16 protein-coding genes are annotated in these 17,190 nt (G+C 65.0%); 6 read left to right on the top strand and 10 right to left on the bottom strand.

Annotation, left to right across the window (positions count from 1 at the left end):
• Positions 1–131 precede the first annotated feature (131 nt).
• Both gyrB and ACFC2Y_RS07125 read right to left on the bottom strand, forming a co-directional pair.
• On the bottom strand, positions 132–2,549 hold the full coding sequence (gyrB, locus tag ACFC2Y_RS07130; RefSeq protein ID WP_375173945.1) for a DNA topoisomerase (ATP-hydrolyzing) subunit B: 2,418 nt from the start codon (positions 2,547–2,549) through the stop codon (positions 132–134).
• A 95-nt stretch (positions 2,550–2,644) separates the two neighbouring features.
• Entirely contained in the window at positions 2,645–3,232 is a 588-nt protein-coding gene (locus ACFC2Y_RS07125; protein WP_375173946.1) for an NAD(P)H-dependent oxidoreductase, read from the bottom strand.
• Positions 3,233–3,334: 102 nt separating this feature from the next.
• Here ACFC2Y_RS07125 and ACFC2Y_RS07120 point away from each other — a divergent pair, with 102 nt between their 5' ends.
• Positions 3,335–3,925 carry a TetR/AcrR family transcriptional regulator gene (locus tag ACFC2Y_RS07120; protein ID WP_375173947.1) on the top strand — a complete coding sequence of 197 codons (591 nt, stop codon included), beginning with the start codon at positions 3,335–3,337 and terminating at the stop codon, positions 3,923–3,925.
• On the opposite strand, the gene ACFC2Y_RS07115 is transcribed toward ACFC2Y_RS07120, so the two are convergent.
• The 7 genes from ACFC2Y_RS07115 to ACFC2Y_RS07085 all read right to left on the bottom strand — a co-directional run bounded on the left by ACFC2Y_RS07115 (position 3,918) and on the right by ACFC2Y_RS07085 (position 10,290).
• Positions 3,918–4,538 carry a LysE family translocator gene (locus tag ACFC2Y_RS07115; RefSeq protein ID WP_375173948.1) on the bottom strand — a complete coding sequence of 207 codons (621 nt, stop codon included), beginning with the start codon at positions 4,536–4,538 and terminating at the stop codon, positions 3,918–3,920. The genes ACFC2Y_RS07120 and ACFC2Y_RS07115 overlap by 8 nt on opposite strands.
• Positions 4,535–4,966, bottom strand: coding sequence for a VOC family protein (locus ACFC2Y_RS07110; RefSeq protein WP_375173949.1), 432 nt, complete (start codon positions 4,964–4,966; stop codon positions 4,535–4,537). The genes ACFC2Y_RS07115 and ACFC2Y_RS07110 overlap by 4 nt, the downstream gene beginning before the upstream one ends.
• Entirely contained in the window at positions 4,963–6,072 is a 1,110-nt protein-coding gene (recF, locus tag ACFC2Y_RS07105) for a DNA replication/repair protein RecF (RefSeq protein WP_375173950.1), read from the bottom strand. The genes ACFC2Y_RS07110 and recF overlap by 4 nt, the downstream gene beginning before the upstream one ends.
• 67 nt (positions 6,073–6,139) lie before the next feature.
• On the bottom strand, positions 6,140–7,258 hold the full coding sequence (gene dnaN, locus ACFC2Y_RS07100) for a DNA polymerase III subunit beta (RefSeq protein WP_375173951.1): 1,119 nt from the start codon (positions 7,256–7,258) through the stop codon (positions 6,140–6,142).
• A gap of 186 nt (positions 7,259–7,444) precedes the next feature.
• On the bottom strand, positions 7,445–8,863 hold the full coding sequence (dnaA, locus tag ACFC2Y_RS07095) for a chromosomal replication initiator protein DnaA (RefSeq protein ID WP_375173952.1): 1,419 nt from the start codon (positions 8,861–8,863) through the stop codon (positions 7,445–7,447).
• A gap of 488 nt (positions 8,864–9,351) precedes the next feature.
• Positions 9,352–9,615 (bottom strand): 30S ribosomal protein S20, encoded by a 264-nt coding sequence (rpsT, locus tag ACFC2Y_RS07090; protein ID WP_375173953.1) that lies wholly within the window; start codon positions 9,613–9,615, stop codon positions 9,352–9,354.
• A 69-nt stretch (positions 9,616–9,684) separates the two neighbouring features.
• Positions 9,685–10,290, bottom strand: coding sequence for a helix-turn-helix domain-containing protein (locus ACFC2Y_RS07085; protein WP_375173954.1), 606 nt, complete (start codon positions 10,288–10,290; stop codon positions 9,685–9,687).
• Between the two features lie 136 nt (positions 10,291–10,426).
• On the opposite strand from ACFC2Y_RS07085, the gene ACFC2Y_RS07080 reads away from it, so the two are divergent.
• From ACFC2Y_RS07080 to ACFC2Y_RS07060, 5 genes are read left to right on the top strand one after another with little or no spacing between them, the layout of a single operon-like run.
• Entirely contained in the window at positions 10,427–11,593 is a 1,167-nt protein-coding gene (locus ACFC2Y_RS07080) for an NAD(P)/FAD-dependent oxidoreductase (protein ID WP_375173955.1), read from the top strand.
• 15 nt (positions 11,594–11,608) lie between these two features.
• Positions 11,609–12,547, top strand: coding sequence for a tripartite tricarboxylate transporter substrate binding protein (locus ACFC2Y_RS07075; RefSeq protein ID WP_375173956.1), 939 nt, complete (start codon positions 11,609–11,611; stop codon positions 12,545–12,547).
• A 48-nt stretch (positions 12,548–12,595) separates the two neighbouring features.
• Complete coding sequence (locus ACFC2Y_RS07070; protein WP_375173957.1) at positions 12,596–13,024, top strand: tripartite tricarboxylate transporter TctB family protein; 429 nt, start codon at positions 12,596–12,598, stop codon at positions 13,022–13,024.
• Positions 13,025–13,031: 7 nt separating this feature from the next.
• Positions 13,032–14,561, top strand: a complete 1,530-nt coding sequence (locus ACFC2Y_RS07065) for a tripartite tricarboxylate transporter permease (protein ID WP_375173958.1) — start codon at positions 13,032–13,034, stop codon at positions 14,559–14,561.
• Between the two features lie 21 nt (positions 14,562–14,582).
• Positions 14,583–16,226, top strand: a complete 1,644-nt coding sequence (locus ACFC2Y_RS07060) for an alkaline phosphatase family protein (RefSeq protein WP_375173959.1) — start codon at positions 14,583–14,585, stop codon at positions 16,224–16,226.
• Positions 16,227–16,346: 120 nt separating this feature from the next.
• On the opposite strand, the gene ACFC2Y_RS07055 is transcribed toward ACFC2Y_RS07060, so the two are convergent.
• The gene (locus ACFC2Y_RS07055) at positions 16,347–17,132 is read right to left on the bottom strand and encodes an SDR family oxidoreductase (RefSeq protein ID WP_375173960.1); all 786 of its coding nucleotides are present in this window, start codon (positions 17,130–17,132) and stop codon (positions 16,347–16,349) included.
• Between the last annotated feature and the right edge of the window lie 58 nt (positions 17,133–17,190).

Here is a 17,190-nt window from a genome sequence, read left to right as displayed (position 1 = left end):
ACGGTCGCGTTCACCTCATTCTTCGGTGCAATGAAACTCAACCTAATCATGCAGCGCATAAACGCAAACCTTTGCGCCAATCGCGCAAACTTATGCTCACCGCGCACGATTATGCGCGATCCTACACCGCCTCAGATATCCAGGTTTTCCACGTTCAGCGCATTGGCCTGGATGAACTCCCGGCGCGGTTCGACGACGTCGCCCATCAGCTTGGTGAAGATGTCGTCGGCCTCGGCCATGTCATCGACCTTGACCTGCAGGAAGGTGCGGGCCTCCGGGTCCAGGGTGGTTTCCCAGAGCTGTTCGGGGTTCATCTCGCCCAGGCCCTTGTAGCGCTGCAGTTGCAACCCGCGTTCGCCCTCCTGCAGGATTGCCTCCAGCAGGTCGAGCGGGCCGTAGATCGGCTGGTTGCGGTCGCGGCGGACGAGGGTGGCGCGGGTGCCGTAGATTTCCTGCAGGTGCTGGGTCATCTGTCCCAGGCGGCGGGCCTCGCCAGAGCGGAGGGCGGCGCCGTCGAGGGTGCGGACCTCCTCCACCCCGCGCAGCACGCGGGAGAGGCGGATGCCCTTGTCCTGTGTCTGGCGGCCCGTCCAGCCGCGTTCGTATTCCACCGCGATCGCATCCAGGCGGGCGGCGACATTGTCGGCCACGCCCTGAAGGTCCGCGTCTACCTCGCCCGCCACAAAGGCGCCGGCGATCGCCGCCTGTTCGAGGATGTGGCGGGGGTAATGAGTCGGGAAACTGTCGAGGTAACGGCGGATGGTCCGCGCCTCCGTCACCACACGCACGAGATCGGGGCCGGCGATTTCGTCGCCACCGCCCAGGCGCAGCACGGCGCCCTCGGTACCCTGGTCGATCAGATAGTCCTCAAGCGCCGCCTGATCTTTCAGGTAAACCTCTGATTTACCGCGTGAAACCTTGTAGAGCGGTGGCTGCGCGATGTAGAGGTAGCCGCCCTCGATCAGCTCCGGCATCTGGCGGTAGAAGAAGGTCAGCAGCAGGGTCCGGATGTGCGCGCCGTCGACGTCGGCGTCGGTCATCAGGACGATCTTGTGATAGCGCAGCTTCTCGATGTTGAACTCGTCCCGGCCGATCCCGGTGCCGAGCGCCATGACGAGGTTGCCGATTTCCTGGCTCGACAGCATCCGGTCAAAGCGGGCGCGTTCGACGTTCAGGATCTTACCCTTCAACGGCAGGATCGCCTGCGTCCCCCGGTCCCGCCCGGTCTGGGCGGAACCGCCGGCCGAGTCACCCTCGACGATGAAAAGTTCGGTCTTGGAGGGGTCTTTTTCGGAGCAATCCTTGAGCTTCCCGGCCAGGTAGTTCACGTCCAGCGCGGTCTTGCGCCGGGTCAGTTCGCGGGCCTTGCGGGCGGCCTCGCGGGCCAGCGCCGCTTCGATGATCTTGCCGACGATCATCCGCGCCTCGTTCGGGTTTTCCTCGAACCATTCCGACAGCTTTTCGCCAACCAGGTTCTCGACCGCCGGGCGCACCTCGGACGAGACCAGCTTGTCCTTGGTCTGGGAGGAGAATTTCGGATCCGGCACCTTGACCGAGAGGACACAGGTCAGCCCCTCGCGCGCGTCGTCCCCGGTGAAGGAAACCTTCTCCTTCTTGGCGATGCCCGACTCCTGCGCGTATTTGGTCAGGGTGCGGGTCAGCGCGCCACGGAAACCCGCCAGGTGCGTGCCGCCGTCGCGCTGCGGGATGTTGTTGGTGAAGGGCAGAACCGTCTCGTGGTAGCTGTCGTTCCACCACATCGCGACCTCGACGCCGATGCCATCGCGTTCGCCGGTCACGAAGATCGGCTCCTCCATCATGCCCTGCTTGGACCGGTCGAGGTATTTGACGAATTCCTTCACCCCGCCTTCGTAGAACAGCTCTGTATGGATCGCCTCCGCCGGGCGCTCGTCCTCCAGCACGATGCGCACGCCGGAGTTCAGGAAGGCCAGCTCGCGCAGGCGCTTTTCCAGAGTGGCGTAATCGTAATCGAGGTTGGAGAAAGTGTTGGTGGAGGAGAGGAAGCGCACCTCCGTCCCCTTCTCGCCGTTCGAGTCGCCCACGACCTCCAGCGGCTTCACCGTCTCGGAATTCTCGAAACGGACGTAGTGTTCCTTGCCGTCGCGCCAGATGCGCAGTTCCAGCCAGTCGGACAGAGCGTTCACCACCGAAATCCCCACGCCGTGCAGACCGCCGGAGACCTTGTAGGAGTTCTGGTCGAACTTCCCGCCGGCGTGCAGCTGGGTCATGATAACCTCGGCGGCGGAGATGCCTTCTTCGGCATGCATGGAAACCGGAATACCCCGCCCGTTGTCGCGCACGGAGACCGAGTTGTCGGCGTGAATCTTCACCTTCACGAAGTCCGCGTGACCCGCCAGCGCCTCGTCGATGCCGTTGTCTACGGCCTCGTAGATCATGTGGTGCAGACCGGAGCCATCGTCCGTGTCGCCGATGTACATGCCCGGCCGCTTGCGAACGGCATCCAAGCCTTTGAGAACCTTAATAGAATCCGCGTCGTAGGATTGCTCGGTATTCTGGGCTTCAGCCATGCGGAAAACGCTCCTCGTAAGTTGTCCAGTTTATATCCCTGGCTGGGGGCAATGTCACGTCAAAGACACAAGATTTGGTGGTTTCGGACGCCCCGTCAGCGGCCCTCCGCGCCCAGGCTTCCGGCACGGGAAATCCAAGTGGCGATCCGGCGCTCATCGGCGTGTTCCACGGGCGAAAAATGGGTGAAGGATACAGGGTTGAGCCCCACAAAACCCAGGATCTGCCGCTTGAGTTGCACTTGCATCGCGCGCCGGTAGAGAAGCCGCAGCGCCCAGTCCGGAGTGTCGGAGGTCATGATCACCCGGGCCGTCCGCCCCTTGAGCAGCGACTTCGGCAGGCCGAGGCGCTTTTGACGCGGATCAAAGCTGTTGCCGGGCAGCAGGGCCCGGTCGAAGACGCCCTTCAACCGCGCGGGCAGGCCGCCCCACCATAGCGGTGTGACGAGGACGAAATGCTCCGCCCAGGTGAGGTTGTCCATGAAGCGCTCCAGATCCGGTTCCAGCGGCTTGGCGTTGCGGAGCCCCGCCTGGCCGAAATCGGCGTCAAACGTCATCTCGCGCAGGTTTATGCGGCGCAGGTCGTGACCGACGGCATTTGCCTTGGCCTCGTAGGCATCCGACAGCGCGTGGTTGAGCGAGGTTTCGGCGGGGTGACCGTTGAGCAGTAGTATCTTCCGCGGCATGTGGTTCTCCATATTTGACCGTGGTCATATTTGAATCCACAAAACCTGACCGTGGTCAATTACAGAATTTGACCACGGTCACTCCGACTGGCAGAAAGGGGCATGGCCCAGCCCGTGCAAACCCGATCCCGCAAGACCCGCGCCGCCCTTGTCGAGGCGGCCCAAAGCCTTGTGGCAAAGGGCGGCTATGAGGCGCTGCGGGTGGAGGAGGTCGTGGCGCGGGCCGGGGTCGCCAAGGGCACCTTCTTTGCCCATTTCACCGACAAGGACGGCATCCTGACCGAGTTGATGGGCGCGGAACTGAGCCAGCGGCTGGATCGGATGGCAGAGGCCCCCGCCCCGACCACCCCCCGCGAAATGGCGGAGCGTATGAGGCCCGCCATCGACTATCTGGCGCGCGAGCGGACGGTCTTTGACATCGTGATGCGCTATTCCGGCGGCATGGGGCCGACGGGCAACCCGGTGGTGGCCGATTGCATCACCCGGCAGATCACGATCCTTTCAGGCTGGATCGCAAGGGCCGGGGCTGCCGGGCAGATGCGGAATGATCAGGACCCGGCCCTGCTGGCCGAGGGGGTGCAGGCCTTCATCGCCCAGGTCGTGGCCCTGCATTTCTGTACCGAAGAGGGCACGCGCCCGCCCCCGACGGAGGCGCTGATCCCTTTCCTCAACGCCTGGCTCGGCGTCAGGTAAAGGGGATCACCAACCCGACCAGGATCATCAGACCGCCCGCCACGGTATTGGTCCGCCGGATCGCCCGGCCGGAGGCCAGCAGCCGCCGCACCCGGTCGATCATTACCGCAAAGACCAGGTTGCCGATGAACGGCACGATCATCGACACGCCCATGATCGCCGCGATATCAGCCACGGTTACCCGGGTCAGGTCGAAGAAGCCCGGCAGCACGCCCATGTAGAACAGGATCGCCTTGGGATTGCCGAGGATCACCACCAGCCCGGCAACAAAGCCCGCCCACATGCCGGGACGCGTCAGGCGGCTGTCGGCGGCGATGGTCTTGTCCGCATTGCGGATCAGCAGAAATCCCATGATCAGGAACATCGCCGCACCGACAAAGCGCAGGATGGTCATGAAGCCCTCGATCTGGGCGACGATCCAGCTGACCCCCAGAACCGCCAGCAGCGGCCAGAGCGCATCACCGATCACCACGCCCATGGCCAGCGGCCAGGCGGCATGGAACCCGCCGGAGAGGGCGCGCGCCGTCAGCGCCAGCCAGACCGGACCGGGAGTGAGGAAGAGGATGAAAAGAGCGCCGGCGTAAAAGGCCAGCTCGGTCAAGCCAAGGGTCATTCGGGATCCGGGATGGTCAGCGTGCCGTCGTCGTTGACGGTCCAGAAGGGGTTATGCGCCAGTTCCCAGACATGCCCGTCCGGATCGGCGTAGTAGCCGGAGTAACCACCCCAGAAGACCTCCTCAGGCCGCTTCAGCGCCGTCGCCCCAGCGGCCAGCGCGGCGGCATAGGCCGTGTCCACGCTCTCGCGATCCGGAAAGTTCTTCGCCAGCGTCATCGCCCCGGTGCCCAGCTCCGCCCCCGGACGCCCCTGATCCTCGGCCAGCGGCGCCTTGCCAAAGAGGCCAAGCGCCATGCCGTGCAGGCGGTAGAACACGACGCCCGGCTGTTCCTCCACCGGCTGCCAGCCGAGGGCGGCGTAGAACGCCTTGGCCCGGTCCAGATCCTCGACACCCAGGGTGATCAGGCTCACACGTTGCGGGGTCATATCGGCTCCTCCTCGATCCGGCTTTCGCCATTGTCGTCGGTCACGCGCAGATGCTGCGCCCGGTCCCCCAGTTCGGCAAACAATTCCGCCCCGGTGCCGGTCATCCAAGCCTGGGCCCCGAGGGCACAGACCTCGTCATAGAGGGCGGCACGGCGGTCGGCGTCAAGATGGGCGGCGACCTCATCCAGCAGCAAGACCGGGGGTGCACCAAAGTCCTCCGCCAGGGCGCGGGCATTGGCGAGGATGAGCGAGATCAGCAGCGCCTTCTGTTCGCCGGTCGAGGCCTCCCTGGCGGCGATCCCCTTGGCCGCCCAATGCGCGTCAAGGTCGATGCGGTGCGGGCCGATCAGGGTGCGGCCGGCCTGAAGGTCGCGACGGCGGCCGTCGGCCAGGGCCTGACGCAGGTCCTCGGCCTCTTCCGGCAGCTCACCCTCGGCATGGCGCAGCGCCAGGTCAGGGGCGGGGAAGGCCGTCGCGGCCCCCTCGGTCGCCTGCGCCAACTGCTGCAGTGCGGCACGGCGGTTCGCCATGATCAGCGCCCCGGCCTCGGCCATCTGCGCCTCGAGTGCGACATACCAGTGATCGTCGCGCACCATGTCCTTGAGCAGACGGTTGCGTTCGCGCATCGCTTTTTCATAGGCCAGCGCGGCATCCGCATGGCCGGGGGTAAAGCTCAGTGTCATGCGATCCAGGAACCGCCGCCGCCCCTCTGCCCCTTCGATCCAGAGCCGGTCCATCGAGGGCACCAGCCAGAGCACCCGCGCCACGCGGCCAAGCGCCGCCTGTGCCGCGACCTTTCCGTCGATACGCACCGTGCGGGTCACGCCCGGCTCTGCCATGGTGTCGAGCTCGTGCATCTGGTGCAGCGATTGCAGCAGCACGGTCAGCTTCCAGCCCAGGGCCTCGGGCCGCCGGATGAGATCCTCGGCCCCCGCCCGGCGCAGCCCGCGCCCCGGCGAAAACATCGACACAGCCTCCAGCAGAGAGGTCTTGCCCGCACCGTTCGGCCCGTGAATCGCAACGGGCCGTCCATCGGTTTCCACCACGCCCTGCCGGTAGGACCGGAAGTGCGACAGGGTCAGCCGGGTCAGACAAAGCCGTCCCATGCACCCCCCATTTTCTTTTTGCTAAAAATATCTCCGCCGGAGGCAAGGCCGCGCCAGCGGCCTCCCCTCACACGCGCATCGGCATGACGACGTAGACGGCAGAGGTATCGTTGCCCTCGCGCATCAGCGTCGGATCCCCGGCGGAGTTGAACAGGAACACGGCATTCTCGCGATCCACCTGGCTGGCGATCTCCAGCAGGTATTTCGCGTTGAAGCCGATCTCCAGCCGGTCGTCGCCATAGGCCACGGCCAGCTCTTCCTCGGCGGCGCCGCTGTCGGGGGCGTTGACCGACAGGACCAGCCGGTCCTCGTCCAGCGCCAGTTTCACCGCGCGGGAGCGTTCCGAGGACACGGTCGCAACCCGGTCCACCGCCTTGGCGAAGTCGGAGGCGTCCACTTCCATCTTCTTGGTGTTGCCCTGTGGGATGACGCGGGAATAATCCGGGAAGGTGCCGTCGATCACCTTGGAGGTCAGGGTGATGTCGGGGGTGGCGAAGCGCACCTTGGTCTCGCTGACGGAGACGGCGATCTTCATCTCGTCGTCTTCCAGCAGCTTGCGCAGCTCGCCCACGGTCTTGCGGGGGACGATCACGCCGGGCATGTCTTCGGCCCCCTCGGGCAGGTCGGCGTCGATGCGGGCCAGGCGGTGGCCGTCGGTGGCGACACAGCGCAGCACCCGGCCGCCCTCACCCTCGGCGATGTGCATGTAGACGCCGTTCAGGTAATAGCGCGTCTCTTCGGTCGAGATGGCGAATTTCGACTTGTCGAACAGCCGCCGCAGCACCGGGGCGGGGGCGGAGAAGTTCGAGTGATATTCCGACGAGGCCATGACCGGGAAGTCTTCTTTCGGCAGGGTCGCCAGGTTGAAGTTGGACCGGCCAGCAGCCACGGTCAGGCGTCCGGCGGCGCTGTCCTCGGACAGGGTGACCTGGGCGCCATCGGGCAGCTTGCGGACAATCTCATGCAGGGTCACGGCGCTGACGGTGGTGGCCCCGGCGCGTTCGACCATGGCTGGGGCCTTGTCGACCACCTCGATATCCAGGTCGGTGGCGCGGAACTGCACGTCGTTGCCTTCAGCCTCGATCAGGACGTTGGCGAGGATCGGGATCGTGTTGCGGCGTTCCACAACCGATTGCGCCTGGGCAACCGCCTTGAGCAGTGCCGCGCGTTCGATGCTGAATTTCATGAGCCCTCACTCCTGTCCCAGATTGGCCTGTACGATGCCGGGACCGGAAAGCTACCCGTTTCCGGCCCCCATACAAGTGGTTTCTTGGCTTTTTCGGATGGTTTCCGGGGGCCGTCAAGGCGCGGGGGGCCGTTTACACGGCCCCTTGGCGGTTGGAACGGGTGTGATTGGCGTGTCGCCCCCGGATCAGGCTTCGAGCGCGCGGCGCAGAAGTTCGATATCCTCGGCGATCTGGCTGTCCTGGACCTTTAGCTCCTCAACCCGGCGCACACCGTGAATCACGGTGGTGTGGTCGCGTCCGCCGAAGCGACGCCCAATCTCGGGCAGCGAGCGGGAGGTCAGGGTCTTGGCCAGATACATGGCGATCTGGCGCGGACGGGCGAAGGTACGCACGCGCTTGGGCCCGATCAGGTCGGACATGCGGATGTTGAAATGCTCCGCCACCTTGCGCTGGATTTCCTCCACCGTGATCTTCTTGTCGGAGGCGCGGAGGATATCGGCCAGGCACTCCTGCGTCAGATCCAGGGTGATTTCGCGCCCCACGAGCGAGGAGAAGGCGAAGAGCCGGGTCAGCGCGCCTTCCAGCACGCGGACGTTGGTGGAAATGCGGTGCGCGAGGAATTCCAGCACGCCGGGCGCCATTTTCAGATCGGGATACTGGGCGCGATGCGTGTCCAGCTTGCTTTGCAGGATGCCGAGGCGCAGTTCGTAATCGGTCGGGTGCAGGTCGACGATCAAGCCGCACTGCATACGGGAGCGGATGCGCTCCTCCATATCGGTCATCTCGCCCGGGGCGCGGTCGCCGGAGAGGATGATCTGCTTGTTCTGGTCGACCAGTGCGTTGAAGGTGTGGAAGAACTCTTCCTGCGTGCTGTCCTTGCCGGCGATGAACTGGATGTCGTCGACCATCAGCACGTCGACTGTGCGGAAGAGCGATTTGAAATCCATCGTGCGGCGTTCGCGGATCGCCTGGACGAAGCGGTACATGAACTGTTCGGCGGAGAGGTAGACGACCGTGAGCTCTGGGCGCTGCGTCTGCAGTTCCCAGGCGATGGCGTGCATCAGGTGCGTCTTACCCAGGCCGACGCCGCCATAGAGGAACAGCGGATTGAAGGTGACCGGCCCGCCCTCGGCAACACGGCGGGCTGCGGCATGGGCCAGTTCGTTCGGCTTGCCGACGACAAACCGGTCAAAGGTGAAGCGCGGGTCCAGCGGGGCCGGTTGCAGCATGGTGTCCAGCACGGTCCGGGCAGGTTTGGCAGCAGCAGGTTCAGCCTTGGCAGCAGGCTGAGCCTCTGGCGCGGAGGCGGGTTCGATTTCCATCGCGGCGGGGCGGGCGGGCTGACCGGCGTTCCTGTTGGCAGGCTTTTTCACGACGAATTCCACCCGACGCACCTTGGCATCAATCGCGGAGACCTCGCCCAGGATAAGATCGCCAAAGTTGCGGGCGACATAGGTCGCGGCATAGGTGTTCGGCGCCCCGATGATCGCCACGCCCTCTTCGAGGCGGTCGTGGATCAGCGGCTCTATCCAGTTGCGGTAGTTATTCTGCCCGACATTCTGCAGTAGTTTTTCTTTGACTGCGCCCCATTGTTCTTGCGTCATCTTTTGTCTGTTGCCCCCAGATTTTTTTGCACCGACTCGATCATACCGGCCCATTGGACCGACCACTCACGCTTCCTTCAGGCAACAGGGCACCCCCACGGTTCCCGCAGCGGGAACGCGTTTCCAGCATCCTGACTTTCCCGGAATTCGCAGCTAGCAGAGTAGTGTTTTGTCCCCGACCACTCAACCTATAGCTGCGAAATCCGCCTACACCATGTCTTTACCCGATACGAACCGAAACCAGCTGTCAGCCTTTGTATTTTGACTGTTCTGGCGGTTCATGCAGGCCCAGATTAACGGTGCCCCCCAAAAGGCGACGTGAATCGCATGAGTGAACCTAGCAACTGCGAGGCGAGACTGGCAACGGGAAGAAAAGCTTGACTCGCACTTGTCCGAAATCGAATCTGACAGTGGTGGCAGAAGCGCCACAACGAGAAAGGGCGCCGCTATTGCGACGCCCTTTGTTCTTCAATCACTTGGCTGTGAGGTCAGGCAATCGCCTTCACCCGGGCCGAGAGCCGCGACATTTTGCGAGCGGCCGTGTTTTTGTGCATGGTGCCCTTGGTCACGCCGCGCATCAGCTCGGGCTGTGCGGCCTGGAGGGCAGCGGATGCTGCAGTCTTGTCACCCGACGCGATCGCCTCTTCCACCTTGCGAAGGAAGGTGCGGATGCGCGAGCGGCGCGCCTTGTTGACCGTCGTGCGGGCAACCATCTGACGAGCGCGCTTCTTGGATTGAGGCGTATTGGCCATAGTGTTCCGTCCCGTGGTTAGGGTTCGTGTGTTCTGAAGCCGCGCTCTTAGGCCCGACTCGCAGCAAAGTCAACCGGGTTGCGCCCCTTGTTCGGGGAACTGTGTGCAAACGACGAGGATCCGCGCGTCCTCCACCCCTTCGGCCGCATAAAGATGGCCGCGGCCACTGTCGAAATAGATCGAGTGGCCGGTGGAGAGGGTCACGTCCTCCCGGCCTTCGAGCTGCACGACCACAGTGCCTTTCAACACCATCAGGAACTCTTCGCCCGGGTGGCTGACCATCCGGTCGAACTCCATCTTTTCCAGGGGTTTGAGCGTGCCCAGCATCGGCGTCATCGTCTTGCCGCGCACATCGGTGAACAGCATTTCATAGGTGTAATTCTCGGTTTCGAGATAGGCGAATTCATCCGACCGCGCGACATCGACCGTGCCGGCCTCGAACAGGTCGCCGCGGGCGGAGAACAGCTCCGAAACATCGACGCCGAGGCCTTTGGCAAGGCCGGAGAACCGGTCATAGGTCGGGGCCATGAGGCCGCGTTCGATCTTGGAGATCGTGGAGATGGCAAGGCCGCTGCGATCCGACAGGGCCTGCAGGGTAAGACCGCGCGACTCGCGCAGGGCCTTGACCCGTTGGCCCATTTCGGTGCGGCTCTGATCTGCGTCTGGACGGGTCATTCCGGTCTCCTGTCGCGTGGCGACGTGCTGCGGTTGGCCTTGATCCTGGAGTTTTTTCCGATTGGAAAAAATTAACTTCCCGGATCAGCCCCGGCCTGCTATCCTGTGGGCAGCATAGTTTAGACAGGTTAACAGCGTGACGCAAAGCGCAGCTTTCGACATTGCCGTCCTCGGGGCGGGCATGGCGGGCGTTTCCGCGGCAGCGGAGATGGCACCCTTTGCGCGGGTTCTGTTGATCGAAGGGGAGAGCCAGCCGGGCTATCATGCCACTGGCCGGTCCGCCGCCATCCTCGCCCAGACTTATGGAAATGACGTGGTGCGCGCGCTGACGCGGGCCTCCAGCCCCTTTCTGACCGCCCCGCCCGAGGGGTTCAGCGACGCCCCGCTGTTGACGCCGCGCGGGCTGATCCGCATAGCCCGGGCCGATCAGGTCGAGGCGCTGCGGGCCATGTTCGACGATCTGGAGGATACGGGGTTCCTCGAATGGGTCGATGCGGCGGATATCGAACGGCTCGTGCCTCTGCTGCGGCCCGGTTATGCGGCGGGCGGATTTCTGAACGCGGAGGCGCAGGATCTGGATGTCCATGCTCTGCTGCAGGGCTATCTGCGACGGTTCCGGGCGCGGGGTGGCACGCTGGTCTGCAATGCGCCGGTGCAGGGGTTAGAGCGCGACGGCGCGGGTTGGACAATCCGGGCCGGGGGCGAGACATATCTGGCGGGGCAGGTGGTGAATGCCACCGGGGCCTGGGCCGATCAGACGGCAGAGATGGCGGGCGGTGCCGGGATCGGGCTGCAGCCCCTGCGGCGCAGCGCGCTGACCTTCCGGCCGCCAAGCGATGTGGATGTGGCCGCCATGCCGATGGTCGTGGACGCGGCCGAAGAGTTCTACGTGAAGCCGGAGGCGGGCAAGCTGATGGCCTCTCCCGCCAACGAGACACCGTCCGACCCCTGCGACTCGCGCCCCGAGGAGATCGAGGTCGCCGTGGCCATCGACCGGGTGCTCAAGGCCTTTGCGCTGGATGTGAAGCGGATCGAGGCGCAGTGGTCCGGTCTGCGGACCTTTTCCCCCGACCGCGCGCCGATCTGCGGCCATGATGCGGAGCTTGACGGCTTCTTCTGGCTGGCGGCGCAGGGTGGCTACGGCATCCAGACGGCCCCGGCGCTGGCGCGGCTGACCGCGCATCTGGTGGCGGGCGCGCCGCTGGACGAGGAATTGACCAAGACCGGCCTCAGCCCTGACCGGCTGTCGCCGCAACGATTTCAAACAGGCAAGACAAACGAGGCAGTGAATACTGCACGATAAAACAGGGAGTCTGATATGAAACTCAAGAGTTTACTGGCGGCCGTGGCCGCAACGGCGATCTCTGCCAGCGCGGCGGTCGCAGACTGGGCCCCGTCGGGACCGATCAAGATGTGGATCGGGTTCGGCGCGGGGGGTGAGACCGACACCCTCGGTCGCCTGATCGCGAAGGAAGTGTCGGAGGCCACCGGCTGGAACCTGGTGGTGGAGAACAAGCCGGGCGGTGGTGGCATCGCCATGTTCACCCAGCTTGCCACCGTCCCCGCCGATGGCCAGACCATCGGCATGGGGGTGACGATGCCGGTGCTGGTGAACCTGACGATCCGGCCCGACGAAATCCCGTTCGACCTCGACAGCTTCGACTATCTGAACACGGTCGCGCTGGCGCAGCTGGCCATCGTCGCCAAGGCGGATGCGCCCTTTGACGATCTCGAAGGGTTCCTCGCCTACTCCAAGGAGCAGGGCGGCGCGCTCATGGCCTTTGACGCCAAGCCGCAGGAACTGCTCATGAATTTCGTGAACGGCAAATCCGATGCCGGGGTCAAGCTTGTCTCGACCAAGTCCTCCGCCGAGGCGCTGCAGCAGGTTCTGGGCGGCCATGTCGCGGCGGCGTTCAACGCCGGGGTGCATATCCCGTATCTGGAAAGCGGCGAGTTGAAGATGATCGCCTCCGCCAATGCCTCGCGCCACAGCTACGCGCAGGATGTCGCGACGGTGCAGGAACAGGGCTATGACATCTATGTCGACCCGTGGTTCTATATCGCAGCGCCCGCGGGCGTGCCGGACGACGCGAAGATGGCGCTGAGCAAGGCGATCTCGGATGCGCTGGCCTCGGACGCCGCGAAAGAGGCGATCATGAACGCCATGCATACCGAACCGTCGATGGCCGGACCGGATGAGACCAAGGCGATGCTGGAGGCGGGTTTGACAAACGTCGGCACGCTTTTCGGTAAGTAGGACAGGCGGGGCGTCGCAGGCGGCGCCCCTCTGACAAAGGGGACGAGATTGGGCGGCATTCAGGCGAACAGGGTGGCGGGACTGGCGGTCGCGCTGTTTGGCGTGGCGTTGCTGCTCTGGCTGATCCCGGCGCATACGGAAACCGTTGATTACGGCTGGATGCGGCCCGACACCCTGCCCCGGGCCTGCGCCTGGGGACTGCTGGTTCTGGGCCTGGTGCAGGCGGGGGTGCCCCGCGGCGCCGTGGCGCTGGATTCGGGCGAAGTGGCCCTGGTCGCCGTGCTTGTCGCGTTGTCGGGCGTCGCCATCTGGGCCATGGGCCGGGTCGGGTTTCTGATGGTCGCACCAGTCTTTGCCGCGCTGCTGGTCGCGCTGATCCGCGAACGGCGCTGGCCCTGGATTGCGGCGGCGGTGGCGGGGGCCCCGGCCCTCACCTGGATGGTGGTCAGCGTCCTGCTCAACCGCCCCCTGCCCTGAGGTCGCGATGCCGGAGCTTGCCATAATTCTTGCTGGGCTGGGGGATGCCTTCACCCTGGCAAACCTCGTTTTCGTGGCGCTTGGTGTGGCGGCGGGGCAAATGGTCGGGGCGATTCCGGGGATCGGACCGATCATGGCTATGGCCATCGCCATCCCCTTTACCTTCGCGCTCGATCCGTTGGTGGCGATTTCATTCCTCGTCGGCATCAACAAGGGCGGGCTTTTCGGCGGGGCGATCCCTGCGGTGCTGATCAACACGCCCGGCACGCCGGATGCCGCCGCCACAACGCTGGACGGATATCCGCTGGCGCGGTCCGGCAAGCCGGTGAAGGCGGCGCGCATGGCGCTCTATGCCTCGGTCACGGGCGATACGGTGTCGGATATCGTTCTGATAACATTGGCCGCCCCCCTGGCCGGGATGGCCCTGATGATGGGCCCGGTGGAGATCCTCGCGCTGATGATCTTTGCCTTTTCCATCATCGCGGGGCTGATCGGGGACAGCCTGGTAAAAGGGTTGATCGCGGCGGTGGCGGGGCTGCTGCTGGCGACCGTGGGGCTCGACCCGGAGCATGGGACGCCGCGCTTCTACTTCGGCTACTTCGAACTCTACGACGGGGCCTCTCTGGTGGCGGTGGCCATCGGAATGCTGGCGGTGGCGGAGATTTTCCGCCGGATCGTGGCAGCGCGGCGCGCCGGGCCGCAGCCGACCATTGCGCTGGAGGGTGACGGCGCGGCGCAACGGCTGCGGTTCGGGGAATACTGGGGATGCCGGGCAGCCATGGCGCGGGGGGCTGCGATCGGCACGCTTCTGGGGGCGATACCCGGGGTCGGGTCCACGGCGGCGGCCTTCATGTCCTATGCGGCGACCAAGAAGGCCGGGCGCGGTGACGGGCCGGACTTCGGCGCGGGCAACCTGCGTGGCATCGCGGCGACGGAATCCGCGAACAGCGCGGTGATGGGGGCCAACCTGATCCCGCTTCTGGGCATCGGGATACCGGGGTCGATCGGGGCGGCACTGCTGATCTCCGCCTTCATGATCCACGGGATACAACCGGGGCCGCTGCTGTTCCGGACGCAGGCGCAGCTGATCTACGGCCTCTTTGGCGCGATGCTGATGGCCAACCTGATGAACCTGCTAATCGGGCAGCTGTCCTTGCGGCTCTGGGTGCGGGTGATCCGGGCGCCGGAATCGGTGATCTTCCCCTCTGCGCTGCTGTTCTGTTTCGTCGGCGTCTACCTCTCGACCGGCGGGTTGTTCGGGGTGGCGCTGATGCTGATCGCGGCCTGTGTGGGCTATGTCATGACCGCGCTCGGCTATCCCGTGATCGTCTTCATCATCGCGTTCTTCCTGGGCGGCGGCTTTGAAAGCGCGCTGTCGCAATCGCTGGTGATCCTGGACGGAAATCCACTGGGCGTGGTGGGGCATCCCGTGGCGCTCGGCCTGCTGGCACTGGCCGGAGTGACGGTGATCTGGTTGGGACGCGGACAGCGGGACAAGGTGGATGACAAGACGGCCGGAGATGGCCAGAGTGACTGAGGGGCGCGCGGAGGAGGCCAAATGAACATCCTGTTCGTGATGTATGACCAGCTCAGGTTCGATTATCTGTCTTGCGCCGGGCACCCGACGCTGGAGACGCCGAATTTCGACCGCGTGGCCAAGATGGGCGTCCGATTTACCCAGGCGCATGTGCAGTCGCCCATCTGCGGGTCCTCGCGCATGTCTTTCTACACCGGGCGCTATGCCTCCTCCCATGGCGCGCAGTGGAACGGGTTTCCCCTGCGGGTTGGCGAGGTCACGCTCGGCGATCACCTGCGCAAGCTCGGCATGGGCTGCTACCTGATCGGCAAGACGCATATGGTGGCGGATGCAGAGGGCATGACGCGACTCGGCCTTGCGCCGGACACGGTGATCGGCGCAAGGCAATCGGAATGCGGTTTTGACGCCGTGGTGCGGGATGACGGGCTCTGGGGCGAGGGGCCGGACGGGTTCTATGACCGCAAGCGCAGCCCCTATAATGAATACCTGAAGTCAAAGGGATACGACTCCGAAAACCCCTGGGCCGACTTTGCCAACGCAGGTGTGTCGGGAGATGACATCGCCTCCGGCTGGTTCTTCCGCAACGCCGACAAACCCGCGAATATCCGGGAGGAGGACAGCGAGACGCCCTGGCTGACCGACCGGGCGTTGGAGTTTCTGGAGACGGCGGAGGGGCCGTGGTGCGCGCATGTCTCCTACATCAAGCCGCACTGGCCCTATATCGTGCCGGCCCCCTATCACGACATGTACGGCCCGGACGATGTGCCGGAGGCCGTGCGGAGCGAGCTGGAGCGGCAGGATCCGCATCCGGTCTACCGGGCTTTCATGTCCAACAACATCGGCAAGAGCTTTTCGCGCGACGAGGTGCGGGCAAAAGTCATCCCGGCCTATATGGGGCTGATCAAGCAGTGTGACGATCAGTTGGGCCGCCTGCTCGACCGGCTGGAGGAGACAGGGGAGATCGCAAATACGATGATCGTCCTGACCTCGGATCACGGGGATTACCTGGGCGATCACTGGCTGGGGGAGAAGGACCTTTTCCACCAGCAGTCGGTCAAGATCCCGCTGATCGTCTACGACCCCCGGGCAGAGGCGGAGGCGACGCGCGGCACCACCTGCGATGCGCTGGTCGAGGCGATCGACCTGGCGGCGACGTTCGTCGAAGTCGCGGGCGGCGAGGTGCAGGACCATATCATCGAGGGGCGATCCCTGATGCCGTTCCTGCGGGGCGAGGCGGTGGAAGATTGGCGGGAGGTGGTGATCTCTGAATACGATTATTCGGTTACGCCGATGCGGGCGGAGCTGGGGGTGAGCAGCCGGGACGCGCGGCTTTTCATGGTGTTCGACGGGCGGTGGAAGATGATCCACGCCGAGGGCGGCTTTCGCCCGATGCTGTTCGATCTGGAGACGGATCCGCAGGAGTTCCGTGATCTGGGCGGCGATTCTGAGTGTGCTGCCGAAGTGGCGCGGCTTTACGGGCATCTGCACGCCTGGGGGCTGCGGCTGTCGCAGCGCGTGACCCGGTCGGAGGCGGACCTGGAGGCGATGCGCGGGCGGGGCGCCAGGGTGGGGATCCTGCCCTTCCTCTACGACGGGTCGGAGGTGCCGGAGGCGCTGACCGAAAAGTACCGTGGGACGGTCAAGCGGGACTATACCAAGGGGTGAGTTGCGGCTGACCGTTCGTCGTCCTCGGACCTGATCCAGGGGCGGAGCGACTGCCCCCTCTCCCTAGCCCTCTCCCCCAAGGGGAGAGGGGACGGTTGTGCGGGATCCCAAGCCCTGGCCCTACTGCCGGAAGCTGCGCTGGAACTTGGCCATGCCGCCGATCCAGCGGCCGTAGTTGCCGACCTTGGCCTCCATGTAGCCCTGCACCTGCGGATGCGGCAGGATCAGGAACGCCTCGTTCCGGATGCCGTGGAGGGCGCAGTCGGCCACGGCCTCGGCAGTGAGGACACCGTCGCCGGACTGCGGGCCATCGCCGCCGATCTCCGACAGCATGGGCGTCGCGACCCCCTGCGGGCAGAGGATGGAGACGCGGATGCCCTCGTCCCGATGCGAGATCGCGAGGTTTTCGGCAAAACCGACGGCTGCATGCTTGGTCGTGGAATAGGTGGCGCTGCCGATCTGCGACAGCAGGCCCGCAGCGCTGACGCTGTGCAGGAAATAGCCGCCGCCCCGGACGATCATCCGCGGCACCAACACCCGGGCAGCGTGGACATGGGCCATGACGTTGACCTCCCAGGCGGCCTGCCAGTCGGCGTCGGAGGCCCCGGCGGCGTTGACCACCGCCGGGTCGAACCCGTTGGCGATCCCGGCGTTGGAGACCATGATGTCAACCGGCCCGACTTCGGCCTCCACCCGGTCGATCATCGCCTCGATCTGCGCGCGATCCCGCACGTCGACGGCCAGGCCGGTGCCGCCGACCTCCGCCGCGACCGCCCTGGCATTGTCGCCGTTCAGGTCGCAGACGCAGACATGTTTCGCCCCCGCCGCATGCAAAGAACGGGCCAGCGCCGCGCCGATCCCCTGCCCGCCCCCGGTGACGATTGCGACCTTGCCTGTGATCTCCATCGGTATCCTCTCGAAATGGTGTGACCAATCATTGCCATTGCCCGGACTGCCTTTTACA

It is taken from the genome of Pseudooceanicola sp. (assembly GCF_041987405.1).
Taxonomy (GTDB): Bacteria; Pseudomonadota; Alphaproteobacteria; order Rhodobacterales; family Rhodobacteraceae; genus Pseudooceanicola.
The sequence above is the reverse complement of the archived record's forward strand: the minus strand, read 5'-3'. Positions and strand labels throughout refer to the sequence as shown.

Coding starts and splice junctions, on each gene's coding strand:
- gyrB (WP_375173945.1), bottom strand. CDS start 2,549: ATGGCTGAAGCCCAGAATACCGAGCAATCCTACGACGCGGATTCTATT.
- ACFC2Y_RS07125 (WP_375173946.1), bottom strand. CDS start 3,232: ATGCCGCGGAAGATACTACTGCTCAACGGTCACCCCGCCGAAACCTCG.
- ACFC2Y_RS07120 (WP_375173947.1), top strand. CDS start 3,335: ATGGCCCAGCCCGTGCAAACCCGATCCCGCAAGACCCGCGCCGCCCTT.
- ACFC2Y_RS07115 (WP_375173948.1), bottom strand. CDS start 4,538: ATGACCCTTGGCTTGACCGAGCTGGCCTTTTACGCCGGCGCTCTTTTC.
- ACFC2Y_RS07110 (WP_375173949.1), bottom strand. CDS start 4,966: ATGACCCCGCAACGTGTGAGCCTGATCACCCTGGGTGTCGAGGATCTG.
- recF (WP_375173950.1), bottom strand. CDS start 6,072: ATGGGACGGCTTTGTCTGACCCGGCTGACCCTGTCGCACTTCCGGTCC.
- dnaN (WP_375173951.1), bottom strand. CDS start 7,258: ATGAAATTCAGCATCGAACGCGCGGCACTGCTCAAGGCGGTTGCCCAG.
- dnaA (WP_375173952.1), bottom strand. CDS start 8,863: ATGACGCAAGAACAATGGGGCGCAGTCAAAGAAAAACTACTGCAGAAT.
- rpsT (WP_375173953.1), bottom strand. CDS start 9,615: ATGGCCAATACGCCTCAATCCAAGAAGCGCGCTCGTCAGATGGTTGCC.
- ACFC2Y_RS07085 (WP_375173954.1), bottom strand. CDS start 10,290: ATGACCCGTCCAGACGCAGATCAGAGCCGCACCGAAATGGGCCAACGG.
- ACFC2Y_RS07075 (WP_375173956.1), top strand. CDS start 11,609: ATGAAACTCAAGAGTTTACTGGCGGCCGTGGCCGCAACGGCGATCTCT.
- ACFC2Y_RS07065 (WP_375173958.1), top strand. CDS start 13,032: ATGCCGGAGCTTGCCATAATTCTTGCTGGGCTGGGGGATGCCTTCACC.
- ACFC2Y_RS07060 (WP_375173959.1), top strand. CDS start 14,583: ATGAACATCCTGTTCGTGATGTATGACCAGCTCAGGTTCGATTATCTG.
- ACFC2Y_RS07055 (WP_375173960.1), bottom strand. CDS start 17,132: ATGGAGATCACAGGCAAGGTCGCAATCGTCACCGGGGGCGGGCAGGGG.